Genomic DNA, 16,121 nt, shown 5'->3' with positions numbered 1-16,121 from the left:
GGTGTGGAAGGCCACCGGCAGTCGGGCGTCGAGATCCTGCTCGGGGTCGTCGACCGGCTGATCGAGGCCCCGGGCGGCGCGGCGGTCGCGACCCTGGCCGAAGGCCTCGCCGTGCCGCGCTCCAGCCTCTACGCCGTGCTGCGGCCGATGCTGGCCGCCGGCTGGCTGGAGGCGCCGCGGCGCGGCATGGTCCGGCTCGGCGCCGCCTGGTTCGACCTGGCGGTGGCGCTGGAGGCCGAGGCGGCGCAGCCGGCCGCGCCGTCCCGGCCGCGGCTGCAGGGCATGACCGGCCCGGCCCGGTCCTTTCTGTGGAATCCCGGCTTCACCGAGCTGGTCGATGCCGCCCCTTTCGCCCGGCCGCCGCCCCATGTCTTCGGCTTCTCCAACGGGTCCCGCGCCAATCTGTGGCGCCAGGGGCTGATCCACGGCGTCCAGTTCGCCGCGGCCGAGCATGCCGACCGCATCGCCGCGCTGCGCATCGCCCATGCCGATGACGACCCGGCGGCCCAGGCGCGCGACATCGACGCCTTCCGGGCCATGGGCGTCGACGCCCTGATCGTCAGCCCGCTGGAGACCGAGGCGCTGCTGCCGGCCCTGGCCCGGGCCCGCGCCGCCGGGCTGCCCGTGATCATGGTCGACCGGCTGCTGGGCGACGCCTCGCATTCGCTGGTCCAGGTCGCCGGGCCGGACACGGCCATCGGCCGGCTGCCGGCGCAATGGCTGGTCGAGACGCTGGGCGGCCGCGGCAGCGTCGTGATGATGGTCGGCGACCCGGAGATCGGGCCGCTGCTGCGCCGCGCCCGGGCGGCGCGCGAGGTGTTCGCCCTGGCGCCCGGCATCCGCATCCTCGAGACCGTGCACACCGAGATGACGGTCGCTTCCGGCCGCCGCGCCATGGCCGGGCTGATCGGGCGCTGGGGCGACGCCATCGACGGCGTCTGGTGCGACAGCGGCCTGCACGGCGCCGGGTCGATCCAGGCCTGGGTCGATGCCGGCTATGACGGCCGCGTGCCGCCGCACACCGGCGGCGACCAGAACGCGGTCTACCAGCTGGCGATCCTGCACGGCGTCAAGCTGGCGGCGATGGACTTCCCGCCGGCCATGGGCATCCGCGCGGTCGAGGCCGGGCTCGACATCCTGGCCGGCCGCACCCTGCCGCGGCGGATCGAGGTGCACACGCCGCTGGTGATCAGCCGCGGCTGCGAGACCGCCTCGGTCCGCGCCGACGTCTTCGTCGAGGACCATGTGCGCTGGGACCGGCCGCCCAGCCTGATCCTGGGCCACGGCATGGGCGAGGACTACGACCCCACCACCTTCGCCGTCGGCAAGGGCGCGGCGGCCGATGGCGGCGCCCGCTCGATCCTGCGCACCCTCGATATCCTGGTCTGGCTCAAGGCGCATGGCGGCGAGGCCGGCATCGCCGACCTCCTGGAGGCGGTGGCGATGCCGCGCTCTTCGCTGCACGACCTGCTGGGGCCGCTGGCCGGGCATGGGCTGCTGCAGCGCGGCGGCCGCGGCCGGATCCTCGCCGGGCCGCGGGCCCGGGCCGCCGGCTTCGCCGCGATCGGCATCGCCGATCTGGCCGCCGCGGCCGAGCCGATGCTGGACCGGCTGGCGCGCACGACCGGCGGGGCCGCCGCGCTGGCGGTGCTGCATGGCGAGCGCTGTACCATCGCCCTCGGCCGCGCCGCGCCCGGGGTGCCGCCGATCGCGGTCGGCGGCCGCACGCCGGTGAACTGGACCCTGGCCGGGCGCCTGCTGGTCGCCGAGTTGCCGGAGCGGCGGCTGCGGTGGCTCCTGGCCGCCCATGCCCGGCCGCGGCGCGACGTCTGCAAGCCGCTGACGCTGCCCGAGCTGGTGGCGGCGATCCGGGCCGAAGGCGGCCAGCGCGTCGCCGCCCTCATCGGCGAGGCCGGGCCAGATCTCGGCGAGGCGGCACGGCCGATCCGCGGCGCCGATGGCCAAGTCCGCGCGGTGCTGCTGCTGCGTGTCGCGGCCGTGGACCTGCCGGCGGCGCGGGCGATGCTCGAAGCCCTCGACCTGCCGGATTCCGCCCCGCCCGTCGTTCCGACCGATCCCCTCACCGAGGCCGCCCTGCCATGACCGATCCCTTCATGATCCGCGCCCATGTGCCGGAGTTCGAAGCCCATCTCGCCGCCTATCGCCGGGCCAGCGAGCGCACCCGTCAGACCCTGCGCGGCGTGCGCGACCTGGCCTATGGCGACCATCCGGACGAGAAGCTCGACCTGTACCTGCCGCCGGGCGGGGAGGGGCCGTTCCCGGTCCATGTCTTCATCCATGGCGGCTACTGGCGCGCCTTCTCCAAGCTCGACTTCGCCTTCGTCGCCGACGCCATCACCGCGCATGGCGCGATCGCCGCGATCATCGACTATTCGCTGATGCCGAAGGCCCGGATGGCGACGCTGGTCGGCCAGGTGCGGCGGGCGGTGGCCTGGCTGGCCGCCCATGCCGACCGCTGGGGCGGCGACCCGGCGGCGCTCAGCGCCAGCGGCGCTTCCGCCGGCGCCCATCTCGCCAGCTTCCTGGCCTGCCGCGGGGCGGGGGAGGCGGCGGCACCGGAGCTGCCGGTACGGTCCCTGCTGCTGGTCAGCGGCATCTACGACCTCGACCCGATCACCGGCAGCTTCCTGCAGCCGGAGATCGGGCTGACGGCGGCGGAGGTGGCGGCCTGGTCGCCGCTGACGGCAGCGCCGATGCCGGGGCCGCTGGTCGACATCGTGGTCGGTGCCGACGAGACGCCGCCCTTCCTGTCCCAGGGCCGGGCCTTCGCCGAGCGACTGGCCGCGGCGGGCGTCGAGAGCCGCTTCGCGACCCTCCCGGGCGAGAACCACATGAGCATCGCCACGGCGCTGGGCACCCCCGGCTCGGCCCTGGCGGAGCGGCTTGGGCGGACGATCGCGGCCTCGCGCCCATCGCGGTAACGGCCAGGTTTCTCCGCGCCGTCGGGAATAGACCGCATCCCGCATTCGTCTCGGTATCGGCGCTCACCCCTCCGAGCGTCCAGCCCGACCCGGGGCCTATCCCCCACCACGCCCCGGGTCGGGCCTTTTCCGCCGAGCGGACATTCCCCAGCAAAGGATTTGACCACCCGGCAGGATCTCATTATTATCGCTGATAATACGTATTATCAAGGGTGAGGCGATGCCGGGAGGAGGTGCACGGCTGACGCAGCGGGACATCGCCCGGCTGGCGGGGGTCAGCCAAGCGACCGTGTCGCTCGTGCTCAACCGGCGCGGCGACGGCTCGGCCCGGATTCCGCAGGAGACGCGCGAGCGGGTGCTGGAGGTGATCCGTGCCACCGGCTATGTCGCCGATCCGGCGGCGCAGAAGCTGGTCGGGCGGCGCAACCAGCTGCTCGGCGTCTTCACCTACGAGCCGGTGTTCCCGACGCTGCAGGCCGATTTCTACACGCCCTTCCTGCTGGGCATCGAGGGGGCGGCGGAGCGGTTCGGCTACGACCTGCTGCTGTTCACCAGCGCGCCGGTGACGGACGGACGCCGCCGGATCTTCCACGAGAACAACCGGCTGCGCCTGGCCGATGGCTGCATCCTGCTGGGCCGGACGCTGGACCGGGACGAGCTGGGCCGGCTGGTCGCCAGCGGCTATCCCTTCGTCGCCGTCGGCCGCCGCGACGATGCCGGCGGACCCGTGCCCTATGTCGGCGCCGACTACGCCGCCGCCACCGCGGCGCTGGTCCGGCAGGCCGTGGCGCTGGGCCACCGCCGCCTCGCCTTCATCGGCCCCGGCTGCGGCGCCGAATCCTCTGACGACCGCTGGGCCGGCTTCCGCATCGCGGTCGAGGAGACGGGGGTGGGCTGGATCCACGAGCCTGCCCAGGACCGTGATCCCGGCGAAATCGTCGACGGGCTGTTGCGCGAAGGCGCGACCGCGGCGCTGGTCGAGGACCAGGCAGACGCGGTGGTGCTGGAGCGGGCGGCGCGCGACCGGGGCGTGGCGGTGCCGGGCGACCTGTCGCTGATCGCGCTGGGCAATCCGACGCGGCCGGTCGCGACCGACATCGCCTTCACCTGCTTCCGCATCCCGCGGGAAGAGATGGGCCGGCAGGCGGTCGAGATCCTGACCCTGGTGATGGGCGGGGAGGAGCAGGGGCGGCAGCGGCTGCTGCCCTGCGAGCTGGCCGAGGGGCAGACCCTCGGCCCGGTGCCGGACAGGATGCCGGACAAGCGGAAGGGACGACGGAATTGACCCGGGAATTCGATGCGGATGTGCTGGTGGTTGGGGGCGGCCTGGGCGGCGTCGCGGCGGCGCTGGCGGCGCTCCGGTCCGGCCGCTCGGTGATTCTGACCGAGGAATACGACTGGCTGGGCGGCCAGCTGACCAGCCAGGCGGTGCCGCCGGACGAGCATTCCTGGGTCGAACGCTTCGGCGTCACCGCCAGCTACCGGGCGCTGCGCGACGGCATCCGCGACCACTATCGCCGCCACTATCCGCTGACCGAGGGCGCGCGGGCCTGGCGCGACCTGAACCCCGGCGCCGGCTGGGTCAGCCGGCTGTGCCACGAGCCGCGGGTCGGCCTGGCGGTGATCGAGGCGATGCTGGCGCCGTGGCGCGGCTCCGGCCGCCTCCGCGTGCTGCAGCCGTACCGCCCGGTGGCCGCGGATGTCGACGGCGACCGGGTGCGCGCCGTCCGCCTGGCCCATCGCGACGGCGGCGCGGACATCGTCGCATCCGGCCGCTACGTGCTGGACGCGACCGAGACCGGCGCGCTGCTGCCGCTGACCGGCACCGAATACGTCACCGGCTTCGAATCCCGCACCGAGACCGGGGAGCCGAGCGCGCCCTGGGCCGCCCAGCCCCTGAACATGCAGGCGGTGTCGGTCTGCTTCGCCATCGACCATGTCGACGGCAACCACGTCATCGACCGGCCGGCGAACTACGCCTTCTGGCGCGACTACCGGCCGGAATTCTGGGGCGGGCCGCTGCTGGGCTGGCGGTCGCCGCATCCGCGCACGCTGGAGATCGTCGAGCGCAGCTTCACCCCGAACCCGGATGACAACCCGCTGGCGGTGAACGCCGACCAGCGGCTGAACCCGGGCGACGGCAACCTCTGGACCTTCCGGCGCATCGCCGCCCGCCGCAACTTCGCCGGCGGCACCTATGCCAGCGACATCACCCTCGTGAACTGGCCGATGATCGACTATTTCGAGGGGCCGGTGTTCGAGGTGCCGGAGGACGAGGCGCGGCGCCACCGGGCCGGCGCCGAGGAGCTGTCGCGTTGCGTGCTGTACTGGCTGCAGACCGAGGCGCCGCGGCCGGACGGCGGCGCGGGATTCCCGGGCCTCAGGCTGCGCAGCGACGTCACCGGCACGCTCGACGGCCTGGCCCAGGCGCCCTACATCCGCGAATCCCGCCGCATCCGCGCCGAGTACACGGTGGTGGAGCAGGACCTGTCCCTGGCGGTGCGCGGCGCCCGCGGGGCCGTGCGCTACCGTGATTCCGTCGGCGTCGGCATGTACCGGATCGACCTGCACCCCTCGACCGGCGGCGACAACTACATCGATGTCGGCTCCTGCCCGTTCGAGATCCCGCTCGGCGCCCTGCTGCCGCGGCGGATGGAGAACCTGCTGCCGGCCGGCAAGGCGATCGGCACCACCCACATCACCAATGGCTGCTACCGGCTGCATCCGGTGGAATGGAACATCGGCGAGGTGGCGGGCCATCTCGCCGCCTGGTGCCTGCAGCACGACCTGCCGCCGCGCGCGGTGCGGGCGCGGCCGGACCGGCTGGCCGCCTTCCAGGCCAGGCTGGAAGGGCAAGGTGTGGAGCTGCGCTGGCCGGATGTCGTCGGCTATTGACCGGCACTGCCGGATCCAACGGAAATAGGGGAGGAGAACGCCATGACGCTCGGACGCCGCATCTTCGCCATCGCCGCGGCCGGCCTGCTGGCTGCGGCGGCCCTCGGGACTCCGGCTCGGGCGGAGGGCATCGCGCTCCGGATGACGGTCTGGACCGGCAACAAGGCGCATCTGCAGTTGCTGGACGAGATCGCCGCCGCGTACCGGAAGGACCACCCGGAGGTGGCGTCGATCACCTTCGAGACGCTGCCCTTCGACGGCTACACCACGGCGCTGACCACCCAGATCGCCGGCGGCAATGCCCCCGACCTGGCCTGGATCTTCGAGAACTCGGCGCCGGACTTCGTCTCTTCCGGCGTGCTGCTGCCGCTGCAGGACATCCTGCGCTCGACGCCGGACTACGGTTATGAGGACCTCCTGCCCAGCGCCACTGCGCTGTGGCGCCGCGACGACGTGCTCTACGCCTATCCGTTCTCGACCTCGCCCTTCGGCGTCTTCGTCAATCTCGACCTGCTGAAGCAGGCCGGGGTGAAGCCGCCGGCCGAGCGGATCGCGGCGGGGGAGTGGACCTGGGACACCGCCATCGCCGACGCCGCCGCGGTGCGGGCCAAGACCGGCAAGGCCGGTCTGGTGGTGCGCGACTTCGACTACAAGCTGTGGGACAACCTCGCCACCATCTGGAATGGCTGGGGGGCGGCGCCCTGGAGCGCGGACGGCAAGGCCTGCGGCTTCGACCAGCCGCCGATGGCCGAGGCGATGCGCTTCCTGCACAAGGCGGTGTTCACCGACCAGGCGATGCCGGGGCCGGGCGCGCCGGCCGATTTCTTCGCCGGCGACGCCGCCATGACCATCACCCAGATCAGCCGGGCGGCCCTGCTGAAGGACGGTGCTTTCGCCTGGGACCTGGTGCCTCTGCCGAAGGGGCCGGCCGGCGAATACGCGGTGATCGGCCAGGCCGGCATCGGCGTGTTCAAGGCCGGGCCGAACGCGCAGGCGGCCGCAGCTTTCCTGGCCTTCCTGACCAATCCGGAGAACTCGGCGAAGCTGGCGCAGTTCTTCCCGCCGCCGCGCAAGAGCCAGCTCGGCGTCGACCTGTTGGCCAAGGCCAACCCGATGCTGAAGCCGGGCCAGATCGAGGCGGTGGTGGTGCGCGGCATCGAGATCGGGGCGGTGAAGCCCAGCCACACCGGCAACGCCCAGATCGCCCAGGTGGTGCGGGCGGGGCTGGACGCGCTGTGGCAGCCCGCCGCCGATATCGACGCGGCGCTGAGGGCGGTGTGCGGCCGGATCCGGCCGCTGCTGGCGCGCTGACGATGACGCGGGCCTCCACCATGCCGGCCGGTCCCGCCGACACCGTGGAGGCCGCCGCTCCGAACCGGCCGTTCTGGACGCTCCGGCGCCGCGACGCCCTGGCCGGCTATCTCTTCGTCGCGCCGCAGCTGCTGGGCGTCGCGCTGTTCGTGCTGATGCCGCTGACGCTGGTGGCCTGGTACAGCCTGCACGAATGGAACGTGCTGGCCGGCAGCTTCGACTACATCGGCGACGCCAACTACCGGCTGCTGCTGGCGGATCCGGAGCTGCCGGGGGTGCTGCGGGCCACCGCCCTGTTCTCGATCGGGCTCGTGGCGCTGAATCTCAGCCTGGCGCTGCTGCTGGCGGTGCTGCTGAACCAGCGCCTGCGCGGCATGACGGTGTTCCGGGCGCTGTTCTTCTCGCCGGTCGTGGTGTCGCTGGTGGCCTGGACCATCGTCTGGGGCTTCCTCCTGCAGAAGGACGGCGGCATCAACGGCATCTTGGCCGTGTTCGGCATCACCGGCCCCAACTGGCTGCGCGGCGAGACCACGGCGATGCTGTCGGTGATCGTGGTCCAGGTGTTCAAGAATGTCGGGCTGAACATGGTGCTGTTCCTGGCGGCGCTGCAGACCGTGCCGCGCGATCTGTACGAGGCGGCGCGGATCGAAGGCGCCGGCCGCTTCGCCCAGTTCCGCCGCATCACACTGCCGCTGATCAGCCCGACCATCCTCCTGACCTCGATCATCACCATCGTCGGGTCGCTGCAGGTCTTCGCCCAGATCGCGGTGCTGACCCAGGGCGGGCCGGGGATCTCGACCACCGTGCTGGTCTATTACCTGTACCAGCAGGCCTTCCAGTTCCACGCCTTCGGCTACGGTTCGGCCCTGGCGGTGCTGCTGTTCGCGATCGTCGCGGTGCTGACCTTCGCGCAGTGGCAGCTGCGCCGGCGGTGGGTGTTCCATGAGGGCTGATCTCTCCCCCCGCGCGCGCTTGGCGATCTACGGGCTGATGTGCGTGCTGGCCATCCCCTTCGTCTTCCCGACCTGGTGGATGGTCACCTCCTCCTTCAAGCCGGTGCAGGAGATCTTCGCCTTCCCGCCGGCGCTGCTGCCGCGCAGCTTCGACCTCGACGCCTACCGCCAGGTGTTCGCGCTGCAGCCCTTCGCCCTGCAGTACTGGAACAGCCTGTACATCGCCGCGGTGGTGACGTTCGGCACCATGGCGGTGGCCTCGCTTGCCGGCTACGCCTTTGCCCGCATCCGCTTCCCGGGCCAGAACGCGGTGTTCATGGTCGTGCTGCTGGCGCTCCTGGTGCCCAGCGAGGTGACGATCGTGCCGCTGTTCCGCTTCTTCCTGGGGCTCGGCCTAGTCAACACCCACTGGCCCCTGATCCTGGTGCCGATCCTCGGCGCGCCCTGCGTGCTGGCGACCTTCATCATGCGCCAGTTCTTCATCACCCTGCCGCCGGAGCTGGAGGAGGCGGGAAGGATCGACGGGCTCGGCCGCTTCGGGCTGTTCTGGCGCATCGCCCTGCCGCTGGCCCGCCCGGCGCTGGGCGCCGTCGCCATCTTCACCTTCCTGCACAGCTGGAACCTGTATCTCGAACCGATTGTCTTCCTGTCCTCGACCGAGAAGTTCACCCTGCCGCAGGCCCTGACCCAGTATGTCGACGCCTATGGCGGGCCGATGTGGAACGTGCAGCTGGCGGCGGTGACCCTGACGGCGCTGCCGGTGCTGATCGTGTTCGTCCTCGCCCAGCGCCAGTTCATCGAGGGCCTGGCCCATACCGGGCTGAAGGGGTGAGCCCTCCGGCGTCCGGCATGGGCGATCGTCACGCCATCAGATGCTCCGGCCGGATCGGCAGCTCGCGCACCCGCACGCCGGCGGCGTGGGATACGGCGTTGGCGATCGCCGCGCCGATGCCGATGGCGCCCAGCTCGCCGATGCCGCGGGCGCCGAGCGGGCTGGCATGCGGGTCGGGCGCCTCGACGAAGGCGACGTCGATCTCGCTGACATCGGCGTTCACCGGCACCAGATAGCCGGCCAGGTTCTTCGACAGGAACCGGCCGAGACGAGGATCCATCTCCGATCTCTCCAACAGCGCCTGGCCGATCCCCCAGATGATGCCGCCGGTCATCTGGCTACGCGCGGTCTTGGGATTGAGGATCCGGCCGGCGTCGTAGACGCCGACGACGCGGCTGACCCTCGGGATCGGGATGTCGCGGTCGACCCGCACCTCGGCGAACACCGCCCCGAAGCTGAAGATCGGCGGGGTCGTCTCATTGTCGGCCGGCGACCACTCGCCTTCGGCGGACAGCCGCTCGACGCCGAGCCGCGCCAGAGCGCCGGCATAGCCCTCGGGCCCGTTGGCGCCGGCCTCGACCAGCTTCTCTCTCAAGGCCGTAGCCGCGGCCTGGACGGCGGAACCGACGCTCATCGAGGTCGAGGAGCCGCCGGTGAACGTGGTCCGGGGCAGGGTGGTGTCGGCGATCGCCAGGTTCACGCGCTCGACCGCCACGCCGAGCGCGTCGGCGGCGATCTGCCGGAGGATGGTGCTCAGCCCCTGGCCGACATCGTGGGTGGCGGTCTCGACCAGCACCCGGCCGTCGCGGTCGATGCCGATCCGCGCCGTGGCCGGAAAGCGGAACGCCCGCAGCACCGCGGTCGCCATGCCCCAGCCGATCAGGTCCCGGCCGTCGCGTATCGACCGCGGCGCCGGCGGCCGGCCGGACCAGCCGAACCGTCGCGCGCCCTCCGCGTAGCACTCCCGCAGCCGCTTGGACGAGAAGGGGCGGCCGTCGGCCGGATAGGCCTCGGCGTAGTTGCGGAGCCGGAGCTCGAGCGGGTCCATGCCGAGGCGGTCGGCGAGCTCGTCCATCGCGATCTCGACCGCGACCAGGCCGACGCCGCCGAAGGGCGACCGCATCGCCGACGGGCTGGCGCGGTCCAGCCGCCGACGGCGATGGCTGATCTTGAAGTTTGGCGTGGCATACATCGCGGGCGTGTCCCAGCCCGCCGCCTCGACGTAGTGGCCGATATGGGAGCCTGCAGCCACGACGTCGTGATGCAGGCCGGTCAAGGTGCCGTCGGCCCGGGCGCTCAGGGCCACGGTCTGGCGGGTCGCCGATTGATAGCCCCAGGCCGTGTAGGACTGGGCCCGGGTCAGAACCAGCTTCACCGGGCGCCCCAGCTCCCGCGCCGCCATGGCTGCCAGCAGCTGGTGCGGCAGGCCCCAGAGCTTGGCGCCGAAGCTGCCGCCGATGAAGTCGTTCCGCACCCGCACGCGCTCCGGGTCGAGTCCGAGCGCCTGGGCCAGCGCGTCGCGCTCCTCCGCCACCCCCTGCGTCGAATCGTGCACGGTGAGCTGCCCGTCCTGCCAGACCGCCAGGATCGCCCCCGGCTCGATCGGGTTGTGGTGCCGATCGGCCGTGACATAGACGGCCTCCACCCCGGCATCGGACTCGTGCCGGGCCGCCGCCACGTCGCCCCAGGCGGTGTCGAGCGGCAGGCCGAAGAACTCGGTCACCAGCTCGGCCCGATCCGGATCGGCGAGGAAATCCGCGTCGAACGGCTCCTCGTCATAATCGACGCGGACGAGGCGTGCCGCCTCAGTCGCTTGCTCCGGCGTCCCGGCGACCACCAGCGCCACCGGCTGGCCTTCGTAGAGGACTCGGTCGCCCTGCAGCGGCGGCAGGTTGTCCTCCGCCAGCACCACGGTCACCTGGCCGAAGCGCGGTGCATTCTCATGGGTGAAGATGCGGATCACGCCGGCCGCGGCCGATGCCCGGCCGAGATCGATCGCCGTGATGCGGGCCCTCGGCCGGGTTGCCGGAACGATCACGGCATGGACGGCGCCGGCCGAGGGCGTGTCGGCGGCGTAGCGTGCCGCGCCGGTGACCTTCGCCGGACCGTCCCGGCGGCTGACCGCCTGCCCGATTTCGCCGCTCATGCCACGCCTCCTACGATCTGCAGCGCCCGGATGACGGCACGTTTGGCCAGCTCCACCTTGAAGCCGTTCCGGCGCAGCGGCCGCGCCTCGGCGAAGCCGGCGTCCAAGGCGCGCCGCAGGGCGGGTTCGTCCGCCTGCATAACGCCCCGCAGGGCTTCTTCCGCTTCTCTCAGGCGCCATGGCTTCGCCGCGACGCCGCCGAGCGCGATCCGCGCCTCGCGGATCACCGGGCCGTCGAGGTCGAGCCCGACAGCTGCCGAGACCAGCGCGAATTCGTAGGATGCCCGTTCGCGCAGCTTGAGGTAGTGCGACCGCCGCGCGGCGGCGGAGGCCGGCACCTCGATCGCGGTGATCAGCTCCCCGGGCTCCAGCACGGACTCTCGGATCAACCCGTGGTCGGGCAGGGGATGAAAGTCCGCGATCGGGATCGCGCGCGGCCCGCCGGGGCCGTCCACATGCACCACGGCATCGAGCGCGGCCAGCGCCACCGCCACGTCCGACGGATGGGTCGCGACGCACTGCTCGGTCCAGCCGAAGATCGCGCCCGACCGGTCCTCGCCCGCCAGCGCCGCGCAGCCGCTGCCCGGCCGGCGCCGGTTGCAGGGCAGCTCGACCTCGGCCCGGAAATAGGGGCAGCGCGTGCGCTGCATCAGGTTGCCGCCGATCGAGGCCATGGTGCGGATCTGGGCGGAAGCGCTCTGCAGCAGCGCCTGCGAGACGGCCGGCCAGTCGCGCCGGATCGCCGGGTGCTCGGCCAGGTCGCTCATCCGGGCCAGCGCCCCGATCCTGAGGCCGCTTGCGTCCGCCGTGACGCTGTCCAGGCCGGGCAGGTGGTTCAGATCGACGAGGCGCCGCGGCGCGGCGATGCCGTCCTTCATCCAGTTCAGCAGCTCGGTGCCGCCGGCGATCACCGCCGTGCCCGGCTCGGCCGCGGCCCCGATCGCTTGTGCGAGGGTCGCTGCCCGCTCATAGGCGAAGCTCTGCATGGGTCAGGCTCCGGTCGTGGCCGCCGCGGCCCGCACCGCGGCGACGATCTGCGGATAGGCGGCGCAGCGGCAGAGATTGCCGCTCATGAACTCACGGATCTCGTCGTCCGAGCCGGCATGCCCCTCGCGGATGCAGGCGACCGCCGACATGATCTGCCCCGGGGTGCAGAAGCCGCACTGGAACGCGTCATGCTCGATGAAGGCGGCCTGCACGGGGTGCAGCCGGTCGCTCTCGGCGAGGCCCTCGATCGTGGTGATCTCGCGGCCCTCGGCCATGACCGCGAGCGTCAGGCACGACAGCGCCCTGCGGCCGTCGATATGCACCGTGCAGGCGCCGCATTCGCCGCGGTCGCAGCCTTTCTTGGCCCCGGTCAAGCCGAGATGGTCCCGCAGCGCGTCGAGGAGCGTGACCCGAGGATCGATCCGGAGACGGCGCGTGCGGCCATTGACCCGCAGGGCCGCCTCCGCTGCCCCATCCTCGGGAGATTCAATGGTGTTGGGTTCGGCGTCCATATGTCTCGCCCTTCCTGCTGCGTCCGAGGCCGGGTTCGGCTCGTTCGGATGTCTGGAAGGTATGGGCTGCTTGATTTTGCTCAAGTACCTACTTAAAAGTCAGGTACTTACCGGAAGGTAAGAATTGCGGCATTGCAAGACCTTGACGCGAGGACATCATGAGGGGAGAGCAGCCCTACAGCTGCGGCCTGGGACCCGCCTTCGAGGTTATCGGCGGCAAATGGAAGGCTCTGATCCTGTGGGAGATCCAGGCCGAGCCCCGCCGGTTCGGTGAGCTGAAGAGGCTGGTGCCGGGGATCAGCGAGAAGATGCTGATCCAGCAGCTGCGGGAGATGGAGGCGGACGGCCTGGTCCACCGCGAGGTGTTCCATGAGGTGCCGCCGCGGGTGGAGTATTCGGTGACTGCGCTCGGCACCTCGCTCAACCAGGCGCTGGGCCCCCTGGCCGATTGGGGCGAGAAGCATGCGGAGGGGATCGGCGCGGTCCGGCAGCGTCGGGAACCGCACGGCATGTCGGAACCGGCATCGTAGGGAGGGGGCCGCCCATGGTGGTCACGGGCCCAAGACCAGGTTCGGCGCGGACAGGTCCGTCGACGGCAAGATGGCCGGCAGCAGTGTGATCAGCGGCAGGGCCCTCCAAGCCCTCGGGACAACGATGGAGGAAACCGGCACGCCGATCCCGCTGTTGGCCCGGCATGCCCGAGACGTTCGACGCTTCGGCCGTCGTCATCCTGGTCCTCGGCGCGCTGGTCCTGCTGTCGGCCTGGCTGCCGCTGGTGGTCCGCCGCCTGCCGCTGTCGCTGCCGATCGTCGCCGTCGGCATCGGCGTCGTCGCGCCGCACGGTCCCTGGATCGATCGCGCCTCCGCCTTCCTGCTCCAGGAGCGGGTGCTGGAACAGGCGGTGGAGTTCATCATCCTGGTGGCGCTGATGGGGGCGGGCCTCCGGGTCGAGCGTCCCTTCGGCTGGCGCCGCTGGCAGGCGACCTGGCGGCTGCTCGGCATCGCCATGCCGCTGACCATCGCCACGATGGCGGCGCTGTGCTGGGCGGCCCTCGGCCTGCCCTGGGCGGCGGCCCTGCTGGTCGCCGCCGCGCTGGCGCCGACCGATCCGGTCCTGGCGTGCGACGTGCAGGCCGGTCCGCCGGGGGAGGAGGAGGGCGGCGAGGTGCGCTTCGCCCTGACCTCCGAGGCCGGCCTCAACGATGGTTTGGCCTTCCCCTTCGTCGTGCTGGCGATGACGCTCGCGGCCACGCCGCTGGAGTCGGCCTGGGTCCATTGGCTGGCGGGCGACGTGATCTGGAGGATCGGCTGCGGCGCGCTGATCGGCTACGCCGCCGGCCGCGTCTTCGGCTGGCTGACCTTCCGGCTGCCGCGCCTGAAGCTGTCGCGCACCGGCGACGGGCTGGTCGCCGTCGGCGTCACCTTGATCTCCTTCGGCGTGACCGAACTCGCCGCCGGCTACGGCTTCGTCGCCGTGTTCATCGCCGCGGTGACGCTGCGGGCCACGGACCGCAGCAGCGACTTCCATGGCGCGATGGCCGAGTTCTCGGAACAGATCGAGCGCGTGCTGATGGTCGTCGTGCTCCTGGTGTTCGGTGCCGCGGTCGGGACCGGCGCGCTGGCCCGGCTGGAATGGAGGGACGTGCTGGTCGGCGCCGCCCTGCTGCTGGTCATCCGCCCGCTGTGCGGCTGGGTCAGCCTGATCGGCACGAAGCTGCCGCGCGCCGCCCGCGGCCTCATGGCCTTCTTCGGCATCCGCGGCCTCGGCACCTTCTACTACATGGCCTATGCGCTGGGCCGGGCGGAGTTTCCGGACGCCGGCCGGCTGTGGGCGATCACGTCCTTCGCGGTCCTCGGGTCGATCGTGATGCACGGCATCGCCTCGACGCCGCTGATGGCCTGGGCCGATCGCCGGCGCAGGGCGGCGGCACGTCCGACGCGGAGCGGACACAGCGAGCGCCGCCGAGCATAGGAGAGGCCGCGGGCGGGCGCTCTTGCAGGAACCGGACTCCCGTCTGACGCTGTTGTCCCCGCATGGCGAAGGACTCCGACAAGAGCGCCGGATGGACGGCGGAACAGGCCTGGGATGCCCTCGGGCGGATTCGCGTGGTGGTCGAGGCCAGCATCCCGCCCCGGCTGATCGGCGGCGGCGACGGGCCGGAGCCGACCCTAGACCGTGAGGTGCTGGCCCTGGTCCAGGCGATCCGCCTGATGGGCGCGCATATGCCCGACCAGCTCGACGAGGCCGTGCTGGCCGAAGCCCGGGCCTGGGGCGCGGATTCCAATGAGCGTGGCACAGCGTCTGTCGACGACGCCGATCCGAGCCCCGGGACGCGCGGGCTGCCGTAGCGGCGTCAGCCGCGCTCCTCGAAGGGCGCGCGGAAACTCGGCAGCCGGTCGGCGACGGCGGGCAGGGGCGGGAAGGGCTTGTGCGGCTCGGCCTGATACCAGAAGGCGGTGCTCGACACCTCGTCGTCGCGCCGGTTGGCGTGGCCGCGCTCGATGGTGACGCGGATCGACCGCTTGAACACCACCGGATCCTCGATGTGGAAGCGGTACAGCGTCACCGGCTCCTGCCAGTTCGGGCCGCCGCCGGCGATGATGCCGTGATAGGGGGCGGAATACTCCTGGTTCGGGCACCAGGCGGTGTTGAAATAGTCTTCGGTGCCGGTGCCGTGCAGCGTCGGCGGCCAGGCGTCGTTGGCGCCGGGCGCGCTCTCCGGCCGTTCGGCGATCACCGGCTGCGGCGCCTCGGCCGCGATCTGCCGCTTGCGGCCGGCATCGGGCACGGAGATGCCGGGCTCGCCGTCGACGAAGATCATGTCGTCGCCCTCGCCGTACCAGTCCCAACTGCGCGACCGGCGCAGCGAATAGACGCTCAGCAGGCAGCCGACATAGTGGCCGTGCCCGGCGGCGTCGAGGATGGTGTGGTTCTTCGCGCTATCGGTGGTGACGCCGCCGAACAGCACCTCCTCGTTGGAAAGGCCGGCCTCGTCGAAGGGCTGCGGCGCGGCCCGGCGCCACTGGGCGTGGAAACGGCCGAGGCCGTCCTCCAGCGCGTCGTGCAGCTCGAGGTCGATGTAGTAGTAGAACAGCAGCTCGTGCTCGGCCTCGTTGGTCACGGCGAAGCGCATGTAGCTGCCGAACGGCATCGGGAAGTAGCAGTTGAAGCCGCGGCCGTCCTGCGGGCTCATCTGCAGCGGCAGGCTGGCGAAGTTCCGGGTTTGGGCGTGGCCCATGCCGAAGAAGTCGCCCAGCGGGCATTCGACGCTGGGCTCGGCCTCGCCGTCCCACCAGGCGCGCAGCACGATCTTGCGCAGGGCATGCCGGCTGGCGCAGTTGATGGTGACCCAGATGTGGGTGACCACGCCCGCACCCGACGTTTCGGCGATCGTCACCGTCTCCCCCGGGGCGATGTGCAGCCGGTCGTCGTTGCCGCCGGTGCGGTCCCAGCTGGAGAAGCGGCGGGTGCGAGCCTGGCGCAGCTTGGCGAGGCCGCGCAGCGGCGACAATCCGGCATTGCTCTGCATGGGGCTTCCTCTC

14 protein-coding genes are annotated in these 16,121 nt (G+C 71.9%); 10 read left to right on the top strand and 4 right to left on the bottom strand.

The window, feature by feature from the left end; translation table 11 throughout:
* Positions 1–3: 3 nt before the first annotated feature.
* The 7 genes from LG391_RS14900 (at position 4) to LG391_RS14870 (ending at position 8,933) form a co-directional block, all read left to right on the top strand.
* Positions 4–2,103: a substrate-binding domain-containing protein gene (locus tag LG391_RS14900; protein ID WP_225768783.1), complete on the top strand. Its 2,100-nt coding sequence runs from the start codon at positions 4–6 to the stop codon at positions 2,101–2,103.
* Positions 2,100–2,942, top strand: a complete 843-nt coding sequence (locus LG391_RS14895; RefSeq protein WP_225768782.1) for an alpha/beta hydrolase — start codon at positions 2,100–2,102, stop codon at positions 2,940–2,942. The genes LG391_RS14900 and LG391_RS14895 overlap by 4 nt, the downstream gene beginning before the upstream one ends.
* A gap of 220 nt (positions 2,943–3,162) precedes the next feature.
* Positions 3,163–4,227 carry a LacI family DNA-binding transcriptional regulator gene (locus tag LG391_RS14890; RefSeq protein ID WP_225768781.1) on the top strand — a complete coding sequence of 355 codons (1,065 nt, stop codon included), beginning with the start codon at positions 3,163–3,165 and terminating at the stop codon, positions 4,225–4,227.
* On the top strand, positions 4,224–5,837 hold the full coding sequence (locus LG391_RS14885; protein ID WP_225768780.1) for an FAD-dependent oxidoreductase: 1,614 nt from the start codon (positions 4,224–4,226) through the stop codon (positions 5,835–5,837). The genes LG391_RS14890 and LG391_RS14885 overlap by 4 nt, the downstream gene beginning before the upstream one ends.
* A 42-nt stretch (positions 5,838–5,879) precedes the next feature.
* The gene (locus LG391_RS14880; protein WP_225768779.1) at positions 5,880–7,148 is read left to right on the top strand and encodes an ABC transporter substrate-binding protein; all 1,269 of its coding nucleotides are present in this window, start codon (positions 5,880–5,882) and stop codon (positions 7,146–7,148) included.
* Positions 7,149–7,150: 2 nt separating this feature from the next.
* The gene (locus LG391_RS14875; protein WP_225768778.1) at positions 7,151–8,101 is read left to right on the top strand and encodes a carbohydrate ABC transporter permease; all 951 of its coding nucleotides are present in this window, start codon (positions 7,151–7,153) and stop codon (positions 8,099–8,101) included.
* Positions 8,091–8,933 (top strand): carbohydrate ABC transporter permease, encoded by an 843-nt coding sequence (locus LG391_RS14870; protein WP_225768777.1) that lies wholly within the window; start codon positions 8,091–8,093, stop codon positions 8,931–8,933. Before LG391_RS14875 ends, LG391_RS14870 begins: the two co-directional genes overlap by 11 nt.
* Positions 8,934–8,961: 28 nt before the next feature.
* Here the strand turns inward: LG391_RS14870 and LG391_RS14865 are convergent, their stop codons facing one another.
* Genes LG391_RS14865 through LG391_RS14855 form a run of 3 tightly spaced genes read right to left on the bottom strand, consistent with a single transcriptional unit; the run spans position 8,962 to position 12,578 of the window.
* Positions 8,962–11,079 carry a xanthine dehydrogenase family protein molybdopterin-binding subunit gene (locus LG391_RS14865; RefSeq protein WP_225768776.1) on the bottom strand — a complete coding sequence of 706 codons (2,118 nt, stop codon included), beginning with the start codon at positions 11,077–11,079 and terminating at the stop codon, positions 8,962–8,964.
* Positions 11,076–12,065: a xanthine dehydrogenase family protein subunit M gene (locus LG391_RS14860; protein ID WP_225768775.1), complete on the bottom strand. Its 990-nt coding sequence runs from the start codon at positions 12,063–12,065 to the stop codon at positions 11,076–11,078. The genes LG391_RS14865 and LG391_RS14860 overlap by 4 nt, the downstream gene beginning before the upstream one ends.
* Positions 12,066–12,068: 3 nt before the next feature.
* Positions 12,069–12,578, bottom strand: coding sequence for a (2Fe-2S)-binding protein (locus LG391_RS14855; protein ID WP_225768774.1), 510 nt, complete (start codon positions 12,576–12,578; stop codon positions 12,069–12,071).
* Between the two features lie 158 nt (positions 12,579–12,736).
* Here LG391_RS14855 and LG391_RS14850 point away from each other — a divergent pair, with 158 nt between their 5' ends.
* From LG391_RS14850 to LG391_RS14840, 3 genes are all read left to right on the top strand, one after another.
* A complete protein-coding gene (locus LG391_RS14850; protein ID WP_225768773.1) occupies positions 12,737–13,108 on the top strand; it encodes a helix-turn-helix domain-containing protein in 372 nt (123 codons plus the stop codon).
* 164 nt (positions 13,109–13,272) lie between these two features.
* Complete coding sequence (locus tag LG391_RS14845) at positions 13,273–14,550, top strand: sodium:proton antiporter (protein ID WP_225768772.1); 1,278 nt, start codon at positions 13,273–13,275, stop codon at positions 14,548–14,550.
* A 62-nt stretch (positions 14,551–14,612) separates the two neighbouring features.
* Positions 14,613–14,927 carry a hypothetical protein gene (locus tag LG391_RS14840; protein ID WP_225768771.1) on the top strand — a complete coding sequence of 105 codons (315 nt, stop codon included), beginning with the start codon at positions 14,613–14,615 and terminating at the stop codon, positions 14,925–14,927.
* A 5-nt stretch (positions 14,928–14,932) separates the two neighbouring features.
* Here the strand turns inward: LG391_RS14840 and LG391_RS14835 are convergent, their stop codons facing one another.
* Positions 14,933–16,108, bottom strand: coding sequence for a glycoside hydrolase family 172 protein (locus LG391_RS14835; protein ID WP_225768770.1), 1,176 nt, complete (start codon positions 16,106–16,108; stop codon positions 14,933–14,935).
* Positions 16,109–16,121: the final 13 nt, after the last annotated feature.

This window comes from Inquilinus sp. Marseille-Q2685 (genome assembly GCF_916619195.1).
Taxonomy (GTDB): domain Bacteria; phylum Pseudomonadota; class Alphaproteobacteria; order DSM-16000; family Inquilinaceae; genus Inquilinus.
The sequence above is the reverse complement of the archived record's forward strand: the minus strand, read 5'-3'. Positions and strand labels throughout refer to the sequence as shown.